The sequence below is a fragment of the Komagataeibacter melaceti genome, from assembly GCF_003403295.1.
GTDB lineage: Bacteria > Pseudomonadota > Alphaproteobacteria > Acetobacterales > Acetobacteraceae > Komagataeibacter > Komagataeibacter melaceti.
Genome location: NZ_QUWV01000049.1, coordinates 31,618 through 48,150, shown reverse-complemented (window position 1 = coordinate 48,150; position 16,533 = coordinate 31,618). Strand labels below are relative to the sequence as shown.

18 protein-coding genes are annotated in these 16,533 nt (G+C 62.5%); 10 read left to right on the top strand and 8 right to left on the bottom strand.

Annotation, left to right across the window (positions count from 1 at the left end; all coding sequences use genetic code 11):
• The first annotated feature begins 61 nt into the window (after nucleotides 1–61).
• The 3 genes from hslV (at nucleotide 62) to DY926_RS06770 (ending at nucleotide 2,489) form a co-directional block, all read left to right on the top strand.
• The gene (gene hslV, locus DY926_RS06780; RefSeq protein ID WP_116702704.1) at nucleotides 62–655 is read left to right on the top strand and encodes an ATP-dependent protease subunit HslV; all 594 of its coding nucleotides are present in this window, start codon (nucleotides 62–64) and stop codon (nucleotides 653–655) included.
• Entirely contained in the window at nucleotides 655–1,968 is a 1,314-nt protein-coding gene (hslU, locus tag DY926_RS06775) for an ATP-dependent protease ATPase subunit HslU (protein ID WP_116702688.1), read from the top strand. Before hslV ends, hslU begins: the two co-directional genes overlap by 1 nt.
• A gap of 74 nt (nucleotides 1,969–2,042) precedes the next feature.
• On the top strand, nucleotides 2,043–2,489 hold the full coding sequence (locus DY926_RS06770) for a SufE family protein (protein WP_186336102.1): 447 nt from the start codon (nucleotides 2,043–2,045) through the stop codon (nucleotides 2,487–2,489).
• 414 nt (nucleotides 2,490–2,903) lie between these two features.
• Here the strand turns inward: DY926_RS06770 and hpnR are convergent, their stop codons facing one another.
• Entirely contained in the window at nucleotides 2,904–4,448 is a 1,545-nt protein-coding gene (gene hpnR / locus DY926_RS06765) for a hopanoid C-3 methylase HpnR (RefSeq protein WP_116702686.1), read from the bottom strand.
• 383 nt (nucleotides 4,449–4,831) lie between these two features.
• Here hpnR and DY926_RS06760 point away from each other — a divergent pair, with 383 nt between their 5' ends.
• Entirely contained in the window at nucleotides 4,832–5,143 is a 312-nt protein-coding gene (locus tag DY926_RS06760) for a hypothetical protein (protein WP_116702685.1), read from the top strand.
• 8 nt (nucleotides 5,144–5,151) lie between these two features.
• Here DY926_RS06760 and DY926_RS06755 read toward each other — a convergent pair whose 3' ends face one another.
• Complete coding sequence (locus DY926_RS06755) at nucleotides 5,152–5,712, bottom strand: HNH endonuclease (RefSeq protein WP_116702703.1); 561 nt, start codon at nucleotides 5,710–5,712, stop codon at nucleotides 5,152–5,154.
• A 220-nt stretch (nucleotides 5,713–5,932) separates the two neighbouring features.
• Between DY926_RS06755 and gluQRS the strand changes: the two genes are divergently transcribed.
• The 3 genes from gluQRS to DY926_RS06740 all read left to right on the top strand — a co-directional run bounded on the left by gluQRS (nucleotide 5,933) and on the right by DY926_RS06740 (nucleotide 9,314).
• Nucleotides 5,933–6,811, top strand: a complete 879-nt coding sequence (gene gluQRS, locus DY926_RS06750) for a tRNA glutamyl-Q(34) synthetase GluQRS (RefSeq protein WP_116702684.1) — start codon at nucleotides 5,933–5,935, stop codon at nucleotides 6,809–6,811.
• Between the two features lie 61 nt (nucleotides 6,812–6,872).
• Complete coding sequence (locus tag DY926_RS06745; RefSeq protein WP_186336100.1) at nucleotides 6,873–8,075, top strand: pyridoxal phosphate-dependent aminotransferase; 1,203 nt, start codon at nucleotides 6,873–6,875, stop codon at nucleotides 8,073–8,075.
• Between the two features lie 12 nt (nucleotides 8,076–8,087).
• Nucleotides 8,088–9,314 carry a pyridoxal phosphate-dependent aminotransferase gene (locus tag DY926_RS06740; RefSeq protein ID WP_116702682.1) on the top strand — a complete coding sequence of 409 codons (1,227 nt, stop codon included), beginning with the start codon at nucleotides 8,088–8,090 and terminating at the stop codon, nucleotides 9,312–9,314.
• Between the two features lie 7 nt (nucleotides 9,315–9,321).
• On the opposite strand, the gene DY926_RS06735 is transcribed toward DY926_RS06740, so the two are convergent.
• Nucleotides 9,322–9,801 carry a hypothetical protein gene (locus DY926_RS06735; protein WP_241503093.1) on the bottom strand — a complete coding sequence of 160 codons (480 nt, stop codon included), beginning with the start codon at nucleotides 9,799–9,801 and terminating at the stop codon, nucleotides 9,322–9,324.
• Nucleotides 9,802–9,848: 47 nt separating this feature from the next.
• The gene (locus DY926_RS06730; RefSeq protein WP_241503092.1) at nucleotides 9,849–10,484 is read right to left on the bottom strand and encodes a hypothetical protein; all 636 of its coding nucleotides are present in this window, start codon (nucleotides 10,482–10,484) and stop codon (nucleotides 9,849–9,851) included.
• Between the two features lie 441 nt (nucleotides 10,485–10,925).
• On the opposite strand from DY926_RS06730, the gene DY926_RS06725 reads away from it, so the two are divergent.
• The gene (locus DY926_RS06725; protein ID WP_116702680.1) at nucleotides 10,926–11,501 is read left to right on the top strand and encodes a gluconokinase; all 576 of its coding nucleotides are present in this window, start codon (nucleotides 10,926–10,928) and stop codon (nucleotides 11,499–11,501) included.
• Nucleotides 11,502–11,519: 18 nt separating this feature from the next.
• Here DY926_RS06725 and DY926_RS06720 read toward each other — a convergent pair whose 3' ends face one another.
• Together DY926_RS06720 and DY926_RS06715 are read right to left on the bottom strand one after the other, a co-directional pair.
• Entirely contained in the window at nucleotides 11,520–12,083 is a 564-nt protein-coding gene (locus tag DY926_RS06720) for a cob(I)yrinic acid a,c-diamide adenosyltransferase (protein ID WP_116702679.1), read from the bottom strand.
• A 19-nt stretch (nucleotides 12,084–12,102) separates the two neighbouring features.
• The gene (locus DY926_RS06715; protein WP_116702678.1) at nucleotides 12,103–12,648 is read right to left on the bottom strand and encodes a DUF4142 domain-containing protein; all 546 of its coding nucleotides are present in this window, start codon (nucleotides 12,646–12,648) and stop codon (nucleotides 12,103–12,105) included.
• 491 nt (nucleotides 12,649–13,139) lie between these two features.
• On the opposite strand from DY926_RS06715, the gene DY926_RS06710 reads away from it, so the two are divergent.
• Together DY926_RS06710 and DY926_RS06705 are read left to right on the top strand one after the other, a co-directional pair.
• Nucleotides 13,140–13,517 carry a DUF423 domain-containing protein gene (locus DY926_RS06710; protein WP_116702677.1) on the top strand — a complete coding sequence of 126 codons (378 nt, stop codon included), beginning with the start codon at nucleotides 13,140–13,142 and terminating at the stop codon, nucleotides 13,515–13,517.
• Nucleotides 13,514–14,467: an SAM-dependent methyltransferase gene (locus DY926_RS06705; protein ID WP_116702676.1), complete on the top strand. Its 954-nt coding sequence runs from the start codon at nucleotides 13,514–13,516 to the stop codon at nucleotides 14,465–14,467. Before DY926_RS06710 ends, DY926_RS06705 begins: the two co-directional genes overlap by 4 nt.
• On the opposite strand, the gene DY926_RS06700 is transcribed toward DY926_RS06705, so the two are convergent.
• On the bottom strand, nucleotides 14,462–14,767 hold the full coding sequence (locus DY926_RS06700; RefSeq protein ID WP_116702701.1) for a hypothetical protein: 306 nt from the start codon (nucleotides 14,765–14,767) through the stop codon (nucleotides 14,462–14,464). The genes DY926_RS06705 and DY926_RS06700 overlap by 6 nt on opposite strands.
• A 63-nt stretch (nucleotides 14,768–14,830) precedes the next feature.
• Entirely contained in the window at nucleotides 14,831–16,504 is a 1,674-nt protein-coding gene (locus DY926_RS06695) for a M3 family oligoendopeptidase (RefSeq protein ID WP_116702675.1), read from the bottom strand.
• Nucleotides 16,505–16,533: the final 29 nt, after the last annotated feature.

Here is a 16,533-nt window from a genome sequence, read left to right as displayed (position 1 = left end):
ACATGCCTGCATGGGGCGGATGCCCCTTGCGCTGTCAGGAGAAGGTTTTATCTCTATCACCATGCAAGATCATCATTCATCCTCCCATGACCCGATCGGGTGGCATGGTACGACCATTCTGTGTGTCCGGCGCGCAGGCCAGGTGGCCATGGCTGGCGATGGACAGGTGACGCTGGGCGCCACCGTTATCAAGGGCAATGCGCGCAAGGTGCGCCGGATCGGCCCCACGGGGCAGATACTGGCGGGTTTCGCGGGGGCCACGGCAGATGCCTTTACCCTGCTGGAACGGCTTGAAAACAAGCTTGAACGCTATCCCAACCAGCTTGAACGCGCCTGTGTCGAACTGGCCAAGGACTGGCGCACCGACCGCTATCTGCGGCGGCTGGAAGCCATGATGGCCGTGGCGGATGCCGAGCGTTCCTTTACGCTGACCGGCAATGGTGACGTGCTGGAGCCGGAGGATGGCATCATCGCCATAGGCTCGGGCGGCAATTACGCGCTGTCCGCCGCGCGCGCGCTGCTGGGGATCGAGGGACTCGGGGCGGTGGATATCGCACGCCGGTCCATGAAAATCGCCGGTGATATCTGTGTCTATACCAACCATTCCGTCATTGTGGAGACACTGGGCACGGACACGCAGGAGGGAGCGGCGTAATGGAAATTCCCAATCATTCCCCGCGTGAGATCGTATCCGAACTCGACCGCTACATCATCGGCCAGACGGACGCCAAGCGTGCCGTCGCCATCGCGCTGCGCAACCGCTGGCGGCGCGCGCAACTGCCCGATGCGATGCGTGAAGAAGTCGTGCCCAAGAACATCCTGATGATCGGGCCGACCGGCTGCGGCAAGACCGAGATTGCGCGCCGCCTGGCCAAGCTGGCGCAGGCCCCGTTCCTGAAGGTCGAGGCCACCAAGTTTACCGAAGTGGGATATGTGGGCCGCGATGTGGAAAGCATCGTGCGCGACCTGGTGGAAGTCTCGATCAACATGCTGCGCGACCTGCGCCGCAAGGATGTGGAGGCCAAGGCCGAACTGGCTGCCGAAAACCTGCTGCTGGACGCGCTGGTGGGCGAGGGGGCTTCCGCCGAGACGAAGAACAAGTTCCGGCGCATGCTCCGCGCGGGCGAGCTTGAGAACAAGGAAGTCGAGATCTCGATTGCCGAGGCCGGTGGCCCGTCACCTTCCGACATGCCGAACATGACGCCGGGTACCGTCATCAATTTTTCCGACATGATGAAGGGCTTCATGAACCGCATGCCGCAGCAGCGCCGCATGACGGTCGCCGCCGCCCGCGCCGCCCTGATCCGGCAGGAAGCGGACAAGATGCTCGATACCGATGCGCTGACGCGCGAGGCCGTCATCCATGCGCAGGACCATGGCATTGTCTTCCTTGATGAGATCGACAAGGTCTGCGCCCGCGCGTCCGAAGGGGGCACGCGGGGTGGGGATGTATCGCGTGAAGGGGTGCAGCGCGACCTGCTGCCGCTGATCGAGGGGACGACCGTTTCCACCAAATACGGCCCCGTGCGCACGGACCATATCCTGTTCATCGCATCCGGCGCGTTCCATATCGCCAAGCCGTCCGACCTGCTGCCCGAACTGCAGGGCCGCCTGCCGATCCGTGTGGAACTGGCATCGCTGACGCGGGAAGACCTGCGCCGCATCCTGACCGAGCCGGAACATTCGCTGCTGCAGCAGTACGTGGCACTGCTGGGCACGGAAAAGGTCACGCTGTCCTTCAGCGATGATGCGATTGACGCGCTGGCGGAACTGGCGGCGGACATCAATGAGCGTGTCGAGAATATCGGTGCGCGGCGTCTTGCCACGGTGCTGGAGCGCCTGCTGGAAGAGGTCTCCTTCACCGCCGCCGACCGTGCGGGGCAGGCCGTGGTCATTGATGTGGCCGATGTGCGCGAGAAGGTCGCCCCACTGGCCAGCAAGGGTGATCTGAGCCGCTTTATCCTGTAAGGCGGCAGGCTGGGCCATGGCCGGGCGGGGCGTATTCCCTGCCCGGACCGATCTCATGCGTAACAGGAAAGATGATGACCGATCCCTTCGTAAAGCCCGAGGATGATACCGCCGCTGATGCCATTGCCGAGATTGGTGATGAACTGGCCCTGTTTGATGACTGGATGCAGCGCTACCAGTACATCATAGAACTGGGCCGCAAGCTGCCGCCTTTCCCGCCACAGTGGCAGGACGACGCCCATCGCGTGCCGGGCTGCCAGAGTCAGGTGTGGATGGAAGTGCAGCCCAGGGATGGTCTTTTGTACCTGGCCGGGGCGTCGGATGCGGCCATCGTGTCCGGGCTGGTGGCGTTGTTGCTGCGGGTCTATTCCGGTCGCAGCCGTGAGGAAATACTGGCTACCGACCCGAATTTCCTGCGGGATCTGGGGCTGGTGCAGGCGCTGTCCACCAACCGCGGCAACGGGGTGGAAGCCATGGCGCAGGCCATCCGCAAGGCCGCGGCGGCGTTGCCGGTCTCATAAGACACGCAGAAACAACTCGCTGATAAAAAATAGAAGTTTTTGGGTGCCGCCTTTTTCAAAAAGGCGGCGTTACCCGGTGCGTTCCTGAAAAAGTTCCCACGTGCAGGTTTTCCAGACAGCCTGCCACCTGAACCGTATCCCGTTCATTTATATTATCGCCCCTTATACAAAAACAACGTGATGTTTCTGTAACTACGGGGCGAGGCGACCCGTGCCGGGAGCATAGATGAACGGATTGAACCGCCATCGGATTTTATCCGCAGGCCATAACCGGGGGAAGGGAGCCAGTTCCTTCCACCGGTATCGGGGAAAGGCCAGTGGCCTCCCCCTTCAGGACTCCACCCGGATGCCAGACAAGAAAAAAGGCCGGTGCATGGGCAACCGGCCTTTTTCTATTCAGTGTGGTCCGCGCGGTCAGTCAACCGTGCTCATGCGGGTTTCATCCACGAACTTTTCGGTATCATCATCCAGCTTGCGCGACTTGCGGCCAGCCGGGCCATGCACATACAGCGTCTTGCGATCGACCTTCTGGTCGGTGCCTTCCGGCTTCAGCGGCATTTCATATTTCGGCTTCTGCGCGTGGTCGGCCATCTGCAGCTTCGGGTTGAAGACCGAATTGAACTTCCAGATCATGGTCAGGAAGTTGGTCTGCCCGCGCAGCGCCAGGCGCAGTGCAATGCCAAGCGTGTCCTTGATCGCGCTCCAGCCCAGATGCTTGTTGTTCAGGATCTGCTGGGTCTTGACCAGTTCCTCATAGAACTCCTGCAGCGGCAGGGTGGTCGGCATCACGGCATGCTGGATGTCAAACAGGCGGTAGTCACGCGTGGTGAGCTTGCGGGACTCGCTCTCCCAGATCTCGGTGCCGGGATAGGGGGTGGTGACGGAGATGTTCACGATGTCCGGAATCTCGAGGCACCACTGGCGGATCACCTCAAAGCGTTCGCGGTCCCATGACGGGTCGGCAATCAGGTTGATCGCCACGATCAGGTCCAGCGAGCGGGCGTAATCCAGCGCCTCGAAGTTGCGATCCATCGAGACACGCTTGCGGAACCGCTTCAGCCCCTCGGCATCCACCGCTTCCAGCCCGATGAAGATGTAGCTAAGCCCGATTTCCTTCCAGACGCGGAAGACTTCCTTGTTGCGCAGCAGAACGTCCGCGCGGGTTTCAAGGTAATATTCCTTCTGGATGTTGCGGCGCTTGATCTCGTTGGCGATGGCCAGCCCGTGTTCGGCATGAACGAAGGCCACGTCATCCACGATGAAGATGCCGGGTTCCTTGATTTCCTGCAGTTCCTCGCCAATCACCTCGGCGCTGGCGGTGCGGTAGGAGCGGCCATAGAACGTCCATGCGCTACAGAACGTGCAGTCCCACGGGCAGCCACGGGCGAACTCGATGGAGGCCGCCGGGTCCAGCGTGCCGATGAAGTATTTGCGGCGGTGGCGCAGCAGGTCACGCGCGGGGCGGACTTCATCCAGCGTCTCAACAAAGATCGGCGGCGGGCCTTCGCCATCCATGGTCACCACGCCGGGCACGGTGGTCAGGTCGCGGCCCTGTTCCCATGCCTCAAGCAGCAGGCCGACCGTGGCGTCGCCTTCACCCTTCAGGACGCAGTTGACCGCCCCGTCGGACAGGGAGAGCACATCGCGCGCGATGAACGAGATGGAATGTCCGCCCATGAACAGGAACACATTGGGCAGGCGGCGGCGGGTTTCCTTGCACAGGTCAATGATTTCGGGGACGTTGGCAAGGTAGTTGCCCGAGAAGCAGACCGCGTGCGGCCGGAACTTCTCGATGCGCTCCCAGTAATCCGCGTGGTTTTCGACCTGCAGGTCGATGATGTCCACCTCATGTCCCTTGTTGCGCGCGGCACCGGCAACCAGTTCAAGCCCCAGCGGTTCAAGACGCAGGAAGACCTTTGTGTACATGAGTGAGCTTGGATGGACGGCCAGTAATCTCATTCTTCTACCTCAGGCATCGATGGGGGACGGTGACAATGCGCGACAGGCATACGCAATCCTGAAGCAAATTTACAGTCAGGTGGTCCTGTATTTGTAATTCTTATATATCACGCATGATTTAAAAAAAATCAGAATAACGAGTGAGGGTGGCAATATAACCGCCATCTGTCATCCGGCTCACGGTAATATCACCTATGCAGTCAGATAATACCTATGCACGGATTGTTGTATTTCCTTTCGGTCTGGACCGATTTCCGTAACCGGCATTTCACGTAAGGCACCCATGCATTACAGGCACGGCGGCGCGGACACCGTGGTCATGTCCCCTATCGCGGCGGGCACTTTCGTGGCAGTGTCGTGGCCGCTTAAGCGACGGGGTCGAGATGAAGCTGAAACTTGTGGAAAAACTGCCCGTCCGGCTCGGGCTGCTGGCATGCGGCCTGGTTGTGCTGGGCGCATGCACACCGGAAATCGGGCGTAAACCGTTCCAGAGCGACGTAAAATGCCTGCGTGAGCAGATGGGCACGGCCATGCAGCTCAGCTTTCCCATCGCCGCCAATACCTGCCAGCGCATGAGCGACCACAACGTCATCTTCGCCACGAACAAGAACACGCATCCGCTGCCGCTCAACCTGCGTGGCGCGCCGGACCTGCAGAAGCTGGCGGACCAGTACAACTACAGCTACACCAGATAGGCTGCCGCCTAGTTTTCCAGCTCGGTATCCCAGTACAGATAGTCGCGCCAGCTTTCATGCAGGTAGTTGGGGGGGAAGGCGCGGCCGTTTTCCTGCAACCTGCGGCTGGAGGGGCGGGCAGGCGTGCGGCTGGGGTACATGCGGATCTGGTGCGGCATGTACGACCCCTTTATCAGGTTGCACGGGCTGCATGCGGTCACGACATTTTCCCAACTGGTGCGCCCGCCCTTGCTGCGGGGAATGACGTGGTCGAACGTGAGTTCCTGCGTGGGGAAGCGGGTGTTGCAGTACTGGCACGAAAAATTGTCGCGCAGGAAGACGTTGAAGCGCGTGAAGGCGGGTTTGCGGGCGGTGGGGATATAGTCCTTCAGCGCGATCACGCTGGGCAGGCGCAGGCTCTGGGTGGGGGAGCGGACAACCGTGTCATATTCGCTCAGCACCGATACGCGGTCGAGCCATACGGCGCGGATCGTATCCTGCCATGACCATAGGGAAAGTGGATAATAGGAAAGCGGCCTGAAATCAGCGTTCAGGACCAGGGCGGGCAGGTATTGACTGTCACAGGGCACGACGCATTCCTTTCCGAATGCCGACGCACGGTTCTCAGGCATACTCTGTTCCGAAGCGAACGCCTGTAGAAGTGCGTCGTCGTCAGGTAACTTCCAGATTAATTGCAGACCCCGCCTGACGTGGCAACCCATGCCAGCCGGGCCATGGGCGCCTGCCTGCGCCCCTATGAAAAGAGGAAATACGGGTGTTTTTCTGCTATATACCTGTTTTGGCATGGGAATGACAGAAATTACCCGTTTTGCCCCCAGTCCGACGGGGCACCTGCACCTTGGCCATGTCGCTTCGGCGCTGGCGGGGTGGCGCGCGGCCATGGAGTCGGGTGGAACGTTCCTGCTGCGGGTGGAAGATATCGACACCACGCGCTGCAGGCCCGAATTCATTGCCGACCTTTACACGGATCTGGAATGGCTCGGCCTGTCATGGCCACGCCCCGTGCGCCGCCAGTCCGCGCATATGGATGACTATCGCCGCGTGCTGGATACGCTGGCGGGGCGCGGGCTGCTCTATCCATGTTTCTGCACCCGGCGCGACATCATGGAGGCCGCGGGCGCGCCGCACCATGCGCCCGATGGGGCCATGGTCTATCCCGGCACCTGCCGTAACATGGATGCGGGCCGCCGCGCAGCACTGCTGGCGGCGGGTGCGCCCTACGCATTGCGGCTGGACATGGCGCGCGCCCTGGGTTTGCCCGGCGCGCGGAGCCTGACATGGCATGAAGTGGGGGAGGGCGCACAGCCATGCCAGCCCGAACTGTTCGGCGATGTAGTGCTGGCGCGTAAGGACGTGCCTGCCTCCTACCACCTGTGCGTCACGCATGATGACGCGCTGCAGGGCGTGAGCCTTGTCACGCGTGGGCAGGATCTCAGGGCGGCCACGGCGCTGCATCGGCTGTTACAGCACATCATGGATTGGCCCGCGCCGCGTTACCGCCACCATCCGCTGCTATGCGACGCCACGGGGCGGCGGCTGGCCAAGCGTGATGGCGCACTCAGCGTGCGTGCCATGCGGATGGCAGGCATGACGCCGCAACAGGTATGTAATGCGGCCGGTGCGCCCGATCACATATCCGCTGTTTCCTCCGCTGTGGGTTCGCACTAGGCTACACCCCCGTCGCCCGGCAGCGTGCCGGATGTTTTTCACTGTTATGGATCTTGATGCCATGGATCTCACCGCCGCCCGGCTGGACCGGATCAGCCCCAGCCAGACGATCGCCATCTCAACCAAGGCGCGTGCGCTCAAGGCGGCGGGAAAGGACATTATCAGCCTTTCCGCCGGTGAGCCGGATTTTGACACACCGGACACGATCAAGCAGGCGGCCATGCGCGCCATTGCCGCGGGTGAGACCAAATATACCGATGTTGCGGGCACGCCCGCGCTGCGCCGGGCGGTTGCCGAACGCTTCAACGCCGATAGCGGGCTGGATTACACGTGGGATGAGGTGATCGTCTCCAACGGCGGCAAGCAGATCATCTACAACGCCATGGTCGCGACCATAAACCCCGGCGATGAGGCGATCATTCCCGCCCCGTGCTGGGTGTCCTATCCCGATATCGTGTCACTGGCCGAGGGCACGCCGGTTATCGTGCCCTGCGGCGCGGAACATGGCTTCAAGCTCCAGCCCGAAGCCCTTGAGGCCGCGATCACCCCGCGCACCAAGTGGCTCCTGCTCAACTCTCCCAACAACCCCACGGGGGCGGCCTATTCCGCCGCGGAAATGCGGGCGCTGTGCGACGTGCTGCTCCGTCACCCCGATGTGTGGATCCTGACGGACGATATCTACAACAAGCTGGTCTATGACGGTTTCCACGCCCCCACGGTGGTCGAGGTCGAGCCGCGCCTGCGTGCCCGCACGGTCACGATGAACGGCGTGTCGAAGGCCTATGCCATGACCGGCTGGCGCATCGGGTATTCGGCAGCCCCCGTGCAGCTTACGCGGGCGATGAACAAGTTGCAGAGCCAGTCCACCTCCGGCCCGTGCTCGATCAGCCAGGCCGCCGCCGTCGAGGCGCTGACAGGCCCGCAGGACTTCATCGGCACCATGGTCAGTACCTATCAGGCGCGGCGTGACCTTGTGGTGGCCATGCTCAACGAGGCTGAGGGCCTGCACTGCCCCGTGCCGGAAGGGGCGTTCTACGTCTTCCCCTCACTGGTCGGCTGCCTGGGCAAGACCAGCGCGGGGGGCACGCTGATCGATACGGACGAGGCCTTCGTGACCGCCCTGCTGGATGAGGAAGGTGTGGCCGCCGTGCATGGCAGCGCCTTCATGTTCGCCGGGCATTTCCGTATTTCCTATGCCACCGATACCGAAAGCCTGAAGGAAGCCTGCCGGCGCATCCAGCGTTTCTGCGCGGCCCTGCGTTAAGGGGGCAGGGATATGCCAAAAGAAGGGGACGGCGCCCACCCGCTGTTCGCGCGGCGGATGGGGCGGCTGGGCGTTCCCGCCACCATCGCCATGGCCCAGCGCGCGCGCAACCTGCGCGCGCAGGGGGAAAAGGTGCTCTCGCTTGCGTTGGGCGAGCCTGATTTCGCGACTCCTGCCGCCGTGATCGAGGCCGCCCACCGGGCCGCGCTGGACGGGCAGACAAAATATCCGCCCGTTGATGGCACGCCCGCGCTCAAGGCCGCCATCATCCGCAAATTCGCCCGTGAGAACGCGCTGGACTACACGCCAGCCGAAATCATGGTGTCCAATGGCGGCAAGCAGGTCATTTTCAATGCGTTCATGGCCACCGTCCAGCAGGGGGACGAGGTTGTCATCCCCCGGCCGTACTGGGTCAGCTACCCGCTGATCGTGCGTATATTTGGCGGCACGCCGGTTTATGCCGACTGTCTGGAGGCTGATGACTTCCGCCTGACCCCCGCCGCGCTGGAAGCAGCCATCACGCCCCGCACCAAATGGCTCGTGCTCAATTTCCCCAACAATCCGACCGGCGGCACCATGGGGCGGAAGGATCTTGAGGAGGTGGCCGAGGTGCTGCGCCGCCACCCGCAGGTGCATGTCCTGTCGGACGAGATATATGAGCACCTGATCTACGGCGGGGCGCAGCATGTCTCGCTCGCGGCGGTCGCGCCCGACCTGAAGGATCGCATCCTGACATTGAACGGCGTGTCGAAAGCCTATGCCATGACCGGATGGCGCGTGGGGTATGTGGGCGGCCCACAGCCCCTTATCCGCGCCATGACCGCCATTCAGGGCAGCGCCACGTCGGGCATCTGCTCCATAAGCCAGGCGGCGGCTGCGGCGGCGCTGGACGGGCCTGCGGATATCATCGCGCAGATGCGCGCGGTCTATGCCCGGCGGCGCGAACTGGTGGTCTCGACCCTGCGGTGCATACCGGGGCTGACCTGTGCCATGCCGCATGGGGCGTTCTATGCCTATCCCGGCGTGGCCGGGTGCATGGGGCGCACGACCGCCGGGGGGCAGTTGCTGGAAACGGACGAGGATTTCGCCATTGCCCTGCTGGCGGAACAGCATGTGGCCGTGGTGCATGGCAGTGCATTCGGGCAGGGGCCGTATCTGCGTCTGTCCTATGCCACAAGCGATGAAATCCTGAAGGAAGCCTGCGCGCGTATCGCACGGTTTGTTGAAGGGTTGAACTGAGGGCCGGTCAGTCCGGCTCGGGCGTGGGGGGGCAGAGCAGGAAAACCCCCTCCGTCACGATGGCGGGGATCAGCATCATGCCCAGCGGCAGGCCGGACAGGCCAATGGCCCCGGCGGTTGTCAGGCACGCGCCCGTATAGCCGATACGGCCGCCCAGCCGCTCGGCAATGACAAACAGGAAAACCGCCAGCAGTTCCAGCACGGCGGCAATGCCCAGCCGCCACGGGTGCATCTGTGTCTGCATGCCCATGTCGGACAGGAGGCGCAGCAGCGCGGGCGATTGCCCCATCTGGCCGCCCAGCCCGAACATGAAGGAAAAGGGCAGGATCAGAACCCCCAGTATATCGCGCAGCAGGTTGATCAGCCCGCTTGCCAGCGGCAGCAGCACCAGCAGCGCCAGGCTGGCGCTGGTGGAGGTCGCGACAATGACAAGGCCGATCTGGCGCTGGCGCGCGGCAGGGTTGGGCCGGGAATCACTGGAATCCATGGGGGCGTATTACCGGCGGCCGTGGCGGCAGGGTGGTGTTACGGATATCAGCGCAGCCACCACTTGACGGGCTCCGGCTCGTCCTGTGCAGCATCCGTGGTGTCCGCCGTTTTGTCTTCTGCGGGCCGCGTGCGGGTTTCGGTTGTACGCAGCTTCGTCTTCTGGCGGTTCAGTTCATCACGCAGCTGGTTGTTTTCTTCCCGCGCGTTGAACAGTTCTGCGCGCAGGGCCAGCATTTCGCTTGCCTGACTGGCCAGCTTTTCCTTCTGCTCGGCCGCGATCACATCGGCATGGCCGATACGGGTGGTCAGCGACCGGATCTGGTTCTGCGCTTCGGATAGGCGAAGTTCCGCCTGTTCGCGCAGCTTCAGTTCGAACTGTACCTTGTGGCGCAGGTGTTCGGTCTCGCTCCGGTCTTCCTGCTGGGCATGCAGGACGCGCGGCGTGGCGCGACCCGTGGCGAGGGAGTGGTGTTCGACCCGCACATCCCCATCCTGCACGAATTTTCGGCGGCGCTGCGCGGGGTCGGCCTGACGGGGGGCGCGTGTCTTGGCCTGGGGATTTTTCGCGCCATCTGCATTGCGGGGCGCGGACTTCCCCTTGCCTAACCGCTCAAGGGCCTGGCGGAATGCTGATTCATTTACTTCATCCCGATGGGAGGTCTGGTCTTCTTCCTTGGGCAAGGAAAGAAAATCGTTATAAGATGACACAGCAGAACTCTCGATAACTCAATGCGCCATGAGGAATGCGGCTAAAATCGTATTTTAGGAATCTATTCCTATGCCCGATATTCTAATGGCGCTGTTTTCTGATAATTAATTCGGGATATAACGCCCTTTCCTTGCGTAATGCAAGGGGTAGGGGCCGGTTGTCAGTAAATAGCTGCTCCAGTTATCGTGACATAATGTTTTTTCAAATAAAATGCGTGGCCATGATGGTCCCCGGAAGTGCCGGAGGGGAACTTTCATGGCCGCGATGAAAATATTTTTTAATCATCCCGTATATATTGATTTCCACCAGCCGCCTTTTCCGCCCTGATCGGGGCATGGACTTGCATTCATCCCGTCCTGTGGTCCAGATAAGGGGAGATATCGATTTCCCTGACATTATCCGGCAGATACGGAATGTGTGATACACAGCAGAATACGGCTTCGGTTTCCCTCTCGCACCGCCTCAGGAAGGCAGGCAGACCCTGTGTCCTGATCGTCATGGGCGTTTCAGGCTGTGGCAAGAGCACCGTGGCCCAGCTTATTGCCGACCGTCTTGGCTGGCCCCTGATCGAAGGCGATGACCTGCACCCGGCCAACAACATTGCGCGCATGAGCCAGGGCGTTCCCCTGACCGATGCCGACCGTGCGCCATGGCTGGACCGTATCGCCGCGCAGGTCCGTGCCTGGGGTGAACAGGGGCAGTGCGGTATCGTGACCTGTTCTTCGCTCAAGCGGAAGTATCGTGAGCGTATTGCCGGTGGCAGCGCGGATGTATGCTTTGTCTATCTCAAGGGCAGCAAGGACGATATTGCACCGCGCCTGCGTGAACGGACCGGCCATTTCATGCCCGCCACCATGCTCGACAGCCAGTTCGCAACGCTGGAGGAGCCGGACATGAAGGATGAGGTGGTGCTGGAACTCGATGTCACCGCCCCGCAGGAAGAACTGGCCGAACTGGCCTGCGATCACCTGTCCCGCCTGCCGGGCTAAGGGCCGCGTGCCCCCGCTTCAGGGCGGGGGAGAGGCAGGTTGCCATGTCAGGTCTTTCGCCCCGTCATCATTAAGGTGACGGCCCAGCACGAACAGGTAATCCGACAGGCGGTTCATGCAGGCGGGAATGTCGGTGCCGATATCCTCCTGCCGCGCCAGCGTTGTCAGCCGCCGTTCGGCCCGGCGCACTACCGTACGCGCCAGATGGGCATGGGCCGCCGGCACCGTGCCGCCCGGCAGGACGAAACTGCGCAGCGGGGGCACGCCATCACGCAGGCGCGCGATCTCGTTTTCCATGGCCTCCAGCGCCGTGGCCGCATGCGGCAGGGGCGGCGGTGGCGTGGCGGGCATGCAGATGACACCGCCAATATCAAATAACAGCCCCTGAACCCACGCGATGAATGTCGCATTGCGTCCCACGGGCAGGGTGGTGCGCAGCAGGCCGATGACCGCATTGGCCTCATCCAGTGCGCCCAGTGCCTCGATCCGTGTGGAATCCTTGGCCACGCGGTCACTATTGCCCAGCGATGTCTGGCCCGTATCCCCGCCACGGGTCACGATACGGTCGATACGGATGGTCATTGCAGGCTCCCGTGCGGTTTCAGCGGCTTGGCTTGTTCGCGCCAAGCTTCATCGTATCGGTCAGTTGCGTCTGCAGGTTATCTGCCGTGGCGGAGGCATAGGCCTTCAGGTCAGGGTCGGAGGCGGATTCTGCCTCGTTCTGGAACATGGCCAGCGCATCGCTTGAGGCCTGCGCCTGCAGGTCGAGGTAGTCACGTTCAAATTTTGAACCGTTTTCGGTCTCGAGATGCTCTGCGATCTGCTGCTCGTCCGAACTCATTTCCTCATGCAGGGCGAGGCCGTGTTTGAGGGTGAGGGCAGAGAGGGTTTTCTGGTTGGCGGTGTGTTCTTTCAGCAGTTTTTCCGCCAGTTCCTGCACCTTGCGGCGTTTGGCGTGTGTTGTCGCCATTTTGGAAATGGTGATTTCAAAACTGTTCAGCGCCGAGACATTCCCGGCAAAGGTGGAATCGGAATCCGTCAGCGGCGGCAGTTCGGGTTCGGCCGTGTTGGGCGCGGGGGCGGCCATGCCCAGGACAGGAAGAAGGCTAACAGACGCAAAAAGGAACAGGGCTGCGCAATTTCTCATGTCATCGTCTTCCTAACGGGTGAAAATCGGACTGTTTTACTGATCGCGGAAGCAGTTTATCAGTTTTGCGCGGCCATACAAAGGCGATCCCCGTGCCGGAAGGCACCCGGACAGGCATTTTTAATGAATTAAAAATCATTTAATATCAATCGTATAGTCCGTGAGTGTGTGTGCGGACATACATTGGGAATAATGATGCATCACGTTTGATGTATAATATTTAACAATGATCCCGGCATGTGAGTAAATAATCCGCATTATTGCTGAAGTTTCCTGCAGGATGATGAAGCCGCCGAAATTCGTCAGGATTTACGGAAATAACGCGAAACCCGACAGCAGGCCCCGCGAGCGCAGTGATTTAATACGCGGGCATGACAGCTCCGGTCAGGGCGGCATTGCGCGCCACTGGCCTATACGATGGGCCGGTGGTGAGGGTAGGGTGGCCGCCCGCGTTCCCCGCGGGTTGTCATCATGTTTTGCGGATACCCCGAATGCCTACTGTTGTCAGGTTCCTTCTGTTCTTTGCGGCGCTGGCCGCGTTGACCGCCGTCATGGGGGGGGCACTGACCACCCATCTGCCCGACCAGTTCTTTGCCGAGGGCGGGCGTGACATGGCGCGACAGGCCGTGCAGATGCAGATGTGGCACGCACTGGCCCTGATCGGGATTTCGGTGCTGATGATCCAGCAGGGGTGCCGGGCCTGCATTTCCGTTGCCGGGTGCCTGATGGCGGTGGGGACCGTACTGTTCAGCGTGGGTGTGGGGCTGACCGCGTTCTGGGGCATCCATCCCGGCCCGATCGCGCCCAGCGGGGGCAGCATGCTCATGCTGGCATGGCTGCTGCTGGCGGTGGGTGTGATCCGGTCATGACGCAACAGGTGGAATGTACGCAGCCCCCATGGCCCGTGCGCGCGGCCTATCTGGCGCCCCCCGGGTTCGAGGAGATCATGGAGCAGGAACTGGCGCGAAAGGGGGCGGGAGCGCTGTGCTGGCATGGCCGCCTGGCCCTGTCCGCCATGTCGCCGGTGCCCTGCCTGTGGGCGCTTGAGGTGTGGGATGAGCCGGAAGTGCATGATGTCCCGTCCATCAAGGGGGCGGCGCGCATCCTGCGTGCGGTGCAGCGCAACTGGGCGGGGTATGTGCCCATGCTGCACCGGCGCAGCGCCCTGATCACGGCGGCGCTGCCCCCGCTGCGGCCACGGCCCTTCACCTTTCCCGCCACGGCGCCCGAGGCGCATCTGGGGGCATGGACCCTGCTGGCGGCGGACCGGATGCTGTTTTCACGCACCAAGTCCTCGCCTTTTGTGAACGGGGAGGTGCCTTTTATCGAAAACCGCACCGATCCCCCCTCACGCGCCTATCTCAAGCTGTGGGAAGCTCTGCTGCGCCTTGGCCGGTGGCCGGTCGCGGGGGAGACCTGCCTCGACCTCGGGGCCTGTCCCGGTGGGTGGACATGGGTGGCCGCAAGTTGCGGGGCGCATGTCACGGCCATTGACCGCTCACCACTGGCGCAGAATGTGGCGGACCTGCCCAACGTCACCTGCCGGTATGAAAGCGCCTTCGGGCTTGACCCCGAAAGCTGCGCGCCGGTGGACTGGCTGTTTTCCGATATTATCGCCTATCCCGCGCGCCTGCTGGCGCTGGCGCGGCGCTGGATCACATCGGGGCGGGCGGCGCGCATTGTCATGACCATCAAATTCCAGGGCGAGACCGACCACGACACGGCGGAGGCCTTCGCCGCCATTCCCGGTGGCCATGTGCTGCACCTGTGGCACAACAAGCATGAGCTGACATTCTTCTGGCAGCGTGACCCGTCATGATGCGGATGTCCTGCGGCGGTTGACCAGCCGGTCCACCCCTTCCACTACGGCAACGGCCAGCAGGCAGCATACAAGGGCGACGGCCATCACGATCAGCCGCTCCTGTCCGGTGGCGTCATTGGCCCCGGCCAGGCGATAGACCGCCAGCCACAGGCCGGTGCCCGCCAGCCGGTCCACCAGGCCCGCCACCGTGGCGCTGAACCGCAGGCTGAGCATGAAAAGCGCGGTCAGCACCACCACGCCCAGCGTCTTGTAGAGCGTGCGCGCGACTGACTGCGTCCGGTCGGGTGGTGTGGTCATGTTCTTCCCCATGGGTGCAAGGTGTCGGGTGCAGGTTGCGGGTGGGGTGGCAAACGCGTGGCGTCAGGTGTTCAGGATATCACGCGCGGTGCGGACCACATCGGCCAGCACGCCCGGCTGGAAGGGGGAGGCAAGCCCTGCTGAACGGACCAGCCGCGTAAAAGGTTGCGCGCCGCCCTGTGCGCACAGCGCGACATAGGCCGCCATTGCACCCTGCGGGTCGCTGCGGCTGCGGATCCAGAACTGCATGGCGCAGCACAGCGCCAGTGCGTAATCTATGTAGTAGAACGGGGAGCGGTAGATATGCCCCTGCGCCTGCCACCGGCCGCCCTGCGTGGGGTGCGGCAGGCCGCCATAATCGCGCCATGGCAGGTAGCGCCGCTCCAGCCTGCGCCATGTTTCATGCCGCTGGGCGGGGGTCATGTCGGGGTGGGCATAGATTTCGTGCTGGAAGTGATCGACACACACGCCATAGGGCAGGAACGACAGCGAGGAGATCAGGTGCATCTGGCGGAAGCGTTCCCCCTGGCCGGGTTCGACCATGAGGTCGATATGCGGCCATGTGAGGAACTCCAGCGCCATGGAATTGACCTCGGCCGCGTCCATGGTCGGCCATAACAGGTCAATGGCGGGCAGGTCGCGGCTTTTCCAGTTCTGGTAGGCATGCCCCATTTCATGGGTGAAGACATTCACGTCATGATGCGTGCCGTTGAAGTTGGCGAAGATGAACGGCATGCCCACCGTGGGGAAGGAAGTGCAGAACCCGCCCCCCGCCTTGTCGGGCCGGTTCATCAGGTCAAGATAGCCCCCATCACGCATCAGGCCGAAAAACGCGCCCAGATCACCCCCCATGCGGTCGAACATGGTCTGTGCGCGGGCCATGAGCAGGTCGTGCCCGCCCGCCGGGCGCGGGTTGCCGTGGGGGTCGATCAGCGGTTCATCCCATGAATACAGGACTTCCCACCCCATGGTTTCGCAACGCTGGCGCAGGATGTCATGCACCAGCGGGACGACATGGGTCAGCACATCCTCACGAAAGCGCGCTACATCGGCCGGGCCGTAATCGGAACGCCGCATGCGGCGATAGGCCAGCGGGATGTAGGATTCATAGCCCAGCGTCCGCGCCATGCCGTGGCGCAGGTGGACCATCTGGTCAAACAGGGTATCAAGCTGGGTGGCGTTACGTTCAAAAAAAGCCCAGCGGACCCGTTCCGCCTCCCGCCGCACCGTGCGGTCCGTGCTTTCGGCATAGGGGGCGAGGCCGGACAGGTTGACGCTTTTCCCCCCGATCTCCAGCCGCGCGCTGGCCAGCAGCGCGGTGTAGGTACCGCTCAGCCGGGCTTCCTCCTCCAGCGCATCCGCAATGCGGGGGTCGAAGGTGGTGATGTCGGTGCGCCACAACTCAAGCGTGTGCGGTGTGATGGCCTGCGCCACCGCCGCCGGGTCGGGATATTCCAGCAGCCTGCGTTTGAGTGTCACTTCATGCGCCGTGACATGCGGGGTCAGGGCATCGGCATAATCACGTTCGGCCCGGGCTTCGGGGCTGGTGGTATCCTGTGCGAAGCGCAGGCCGACCAGCGCGGACCAGCTTTCATAATCGCGGCGGATCGCATCGAACAGGCGGGCGGCATCCGGCACGTTGCCCTGGTCCAGCAGGGTCGAAACCTGCCCGAAACGCAGGGCGAGGGACTCCTGCGTGGGGCGTGGAAAAACAAGACTGTCAAAATGGCGGGACATGCCCGCAGGGTGCCACGGGAGCGCGCCCT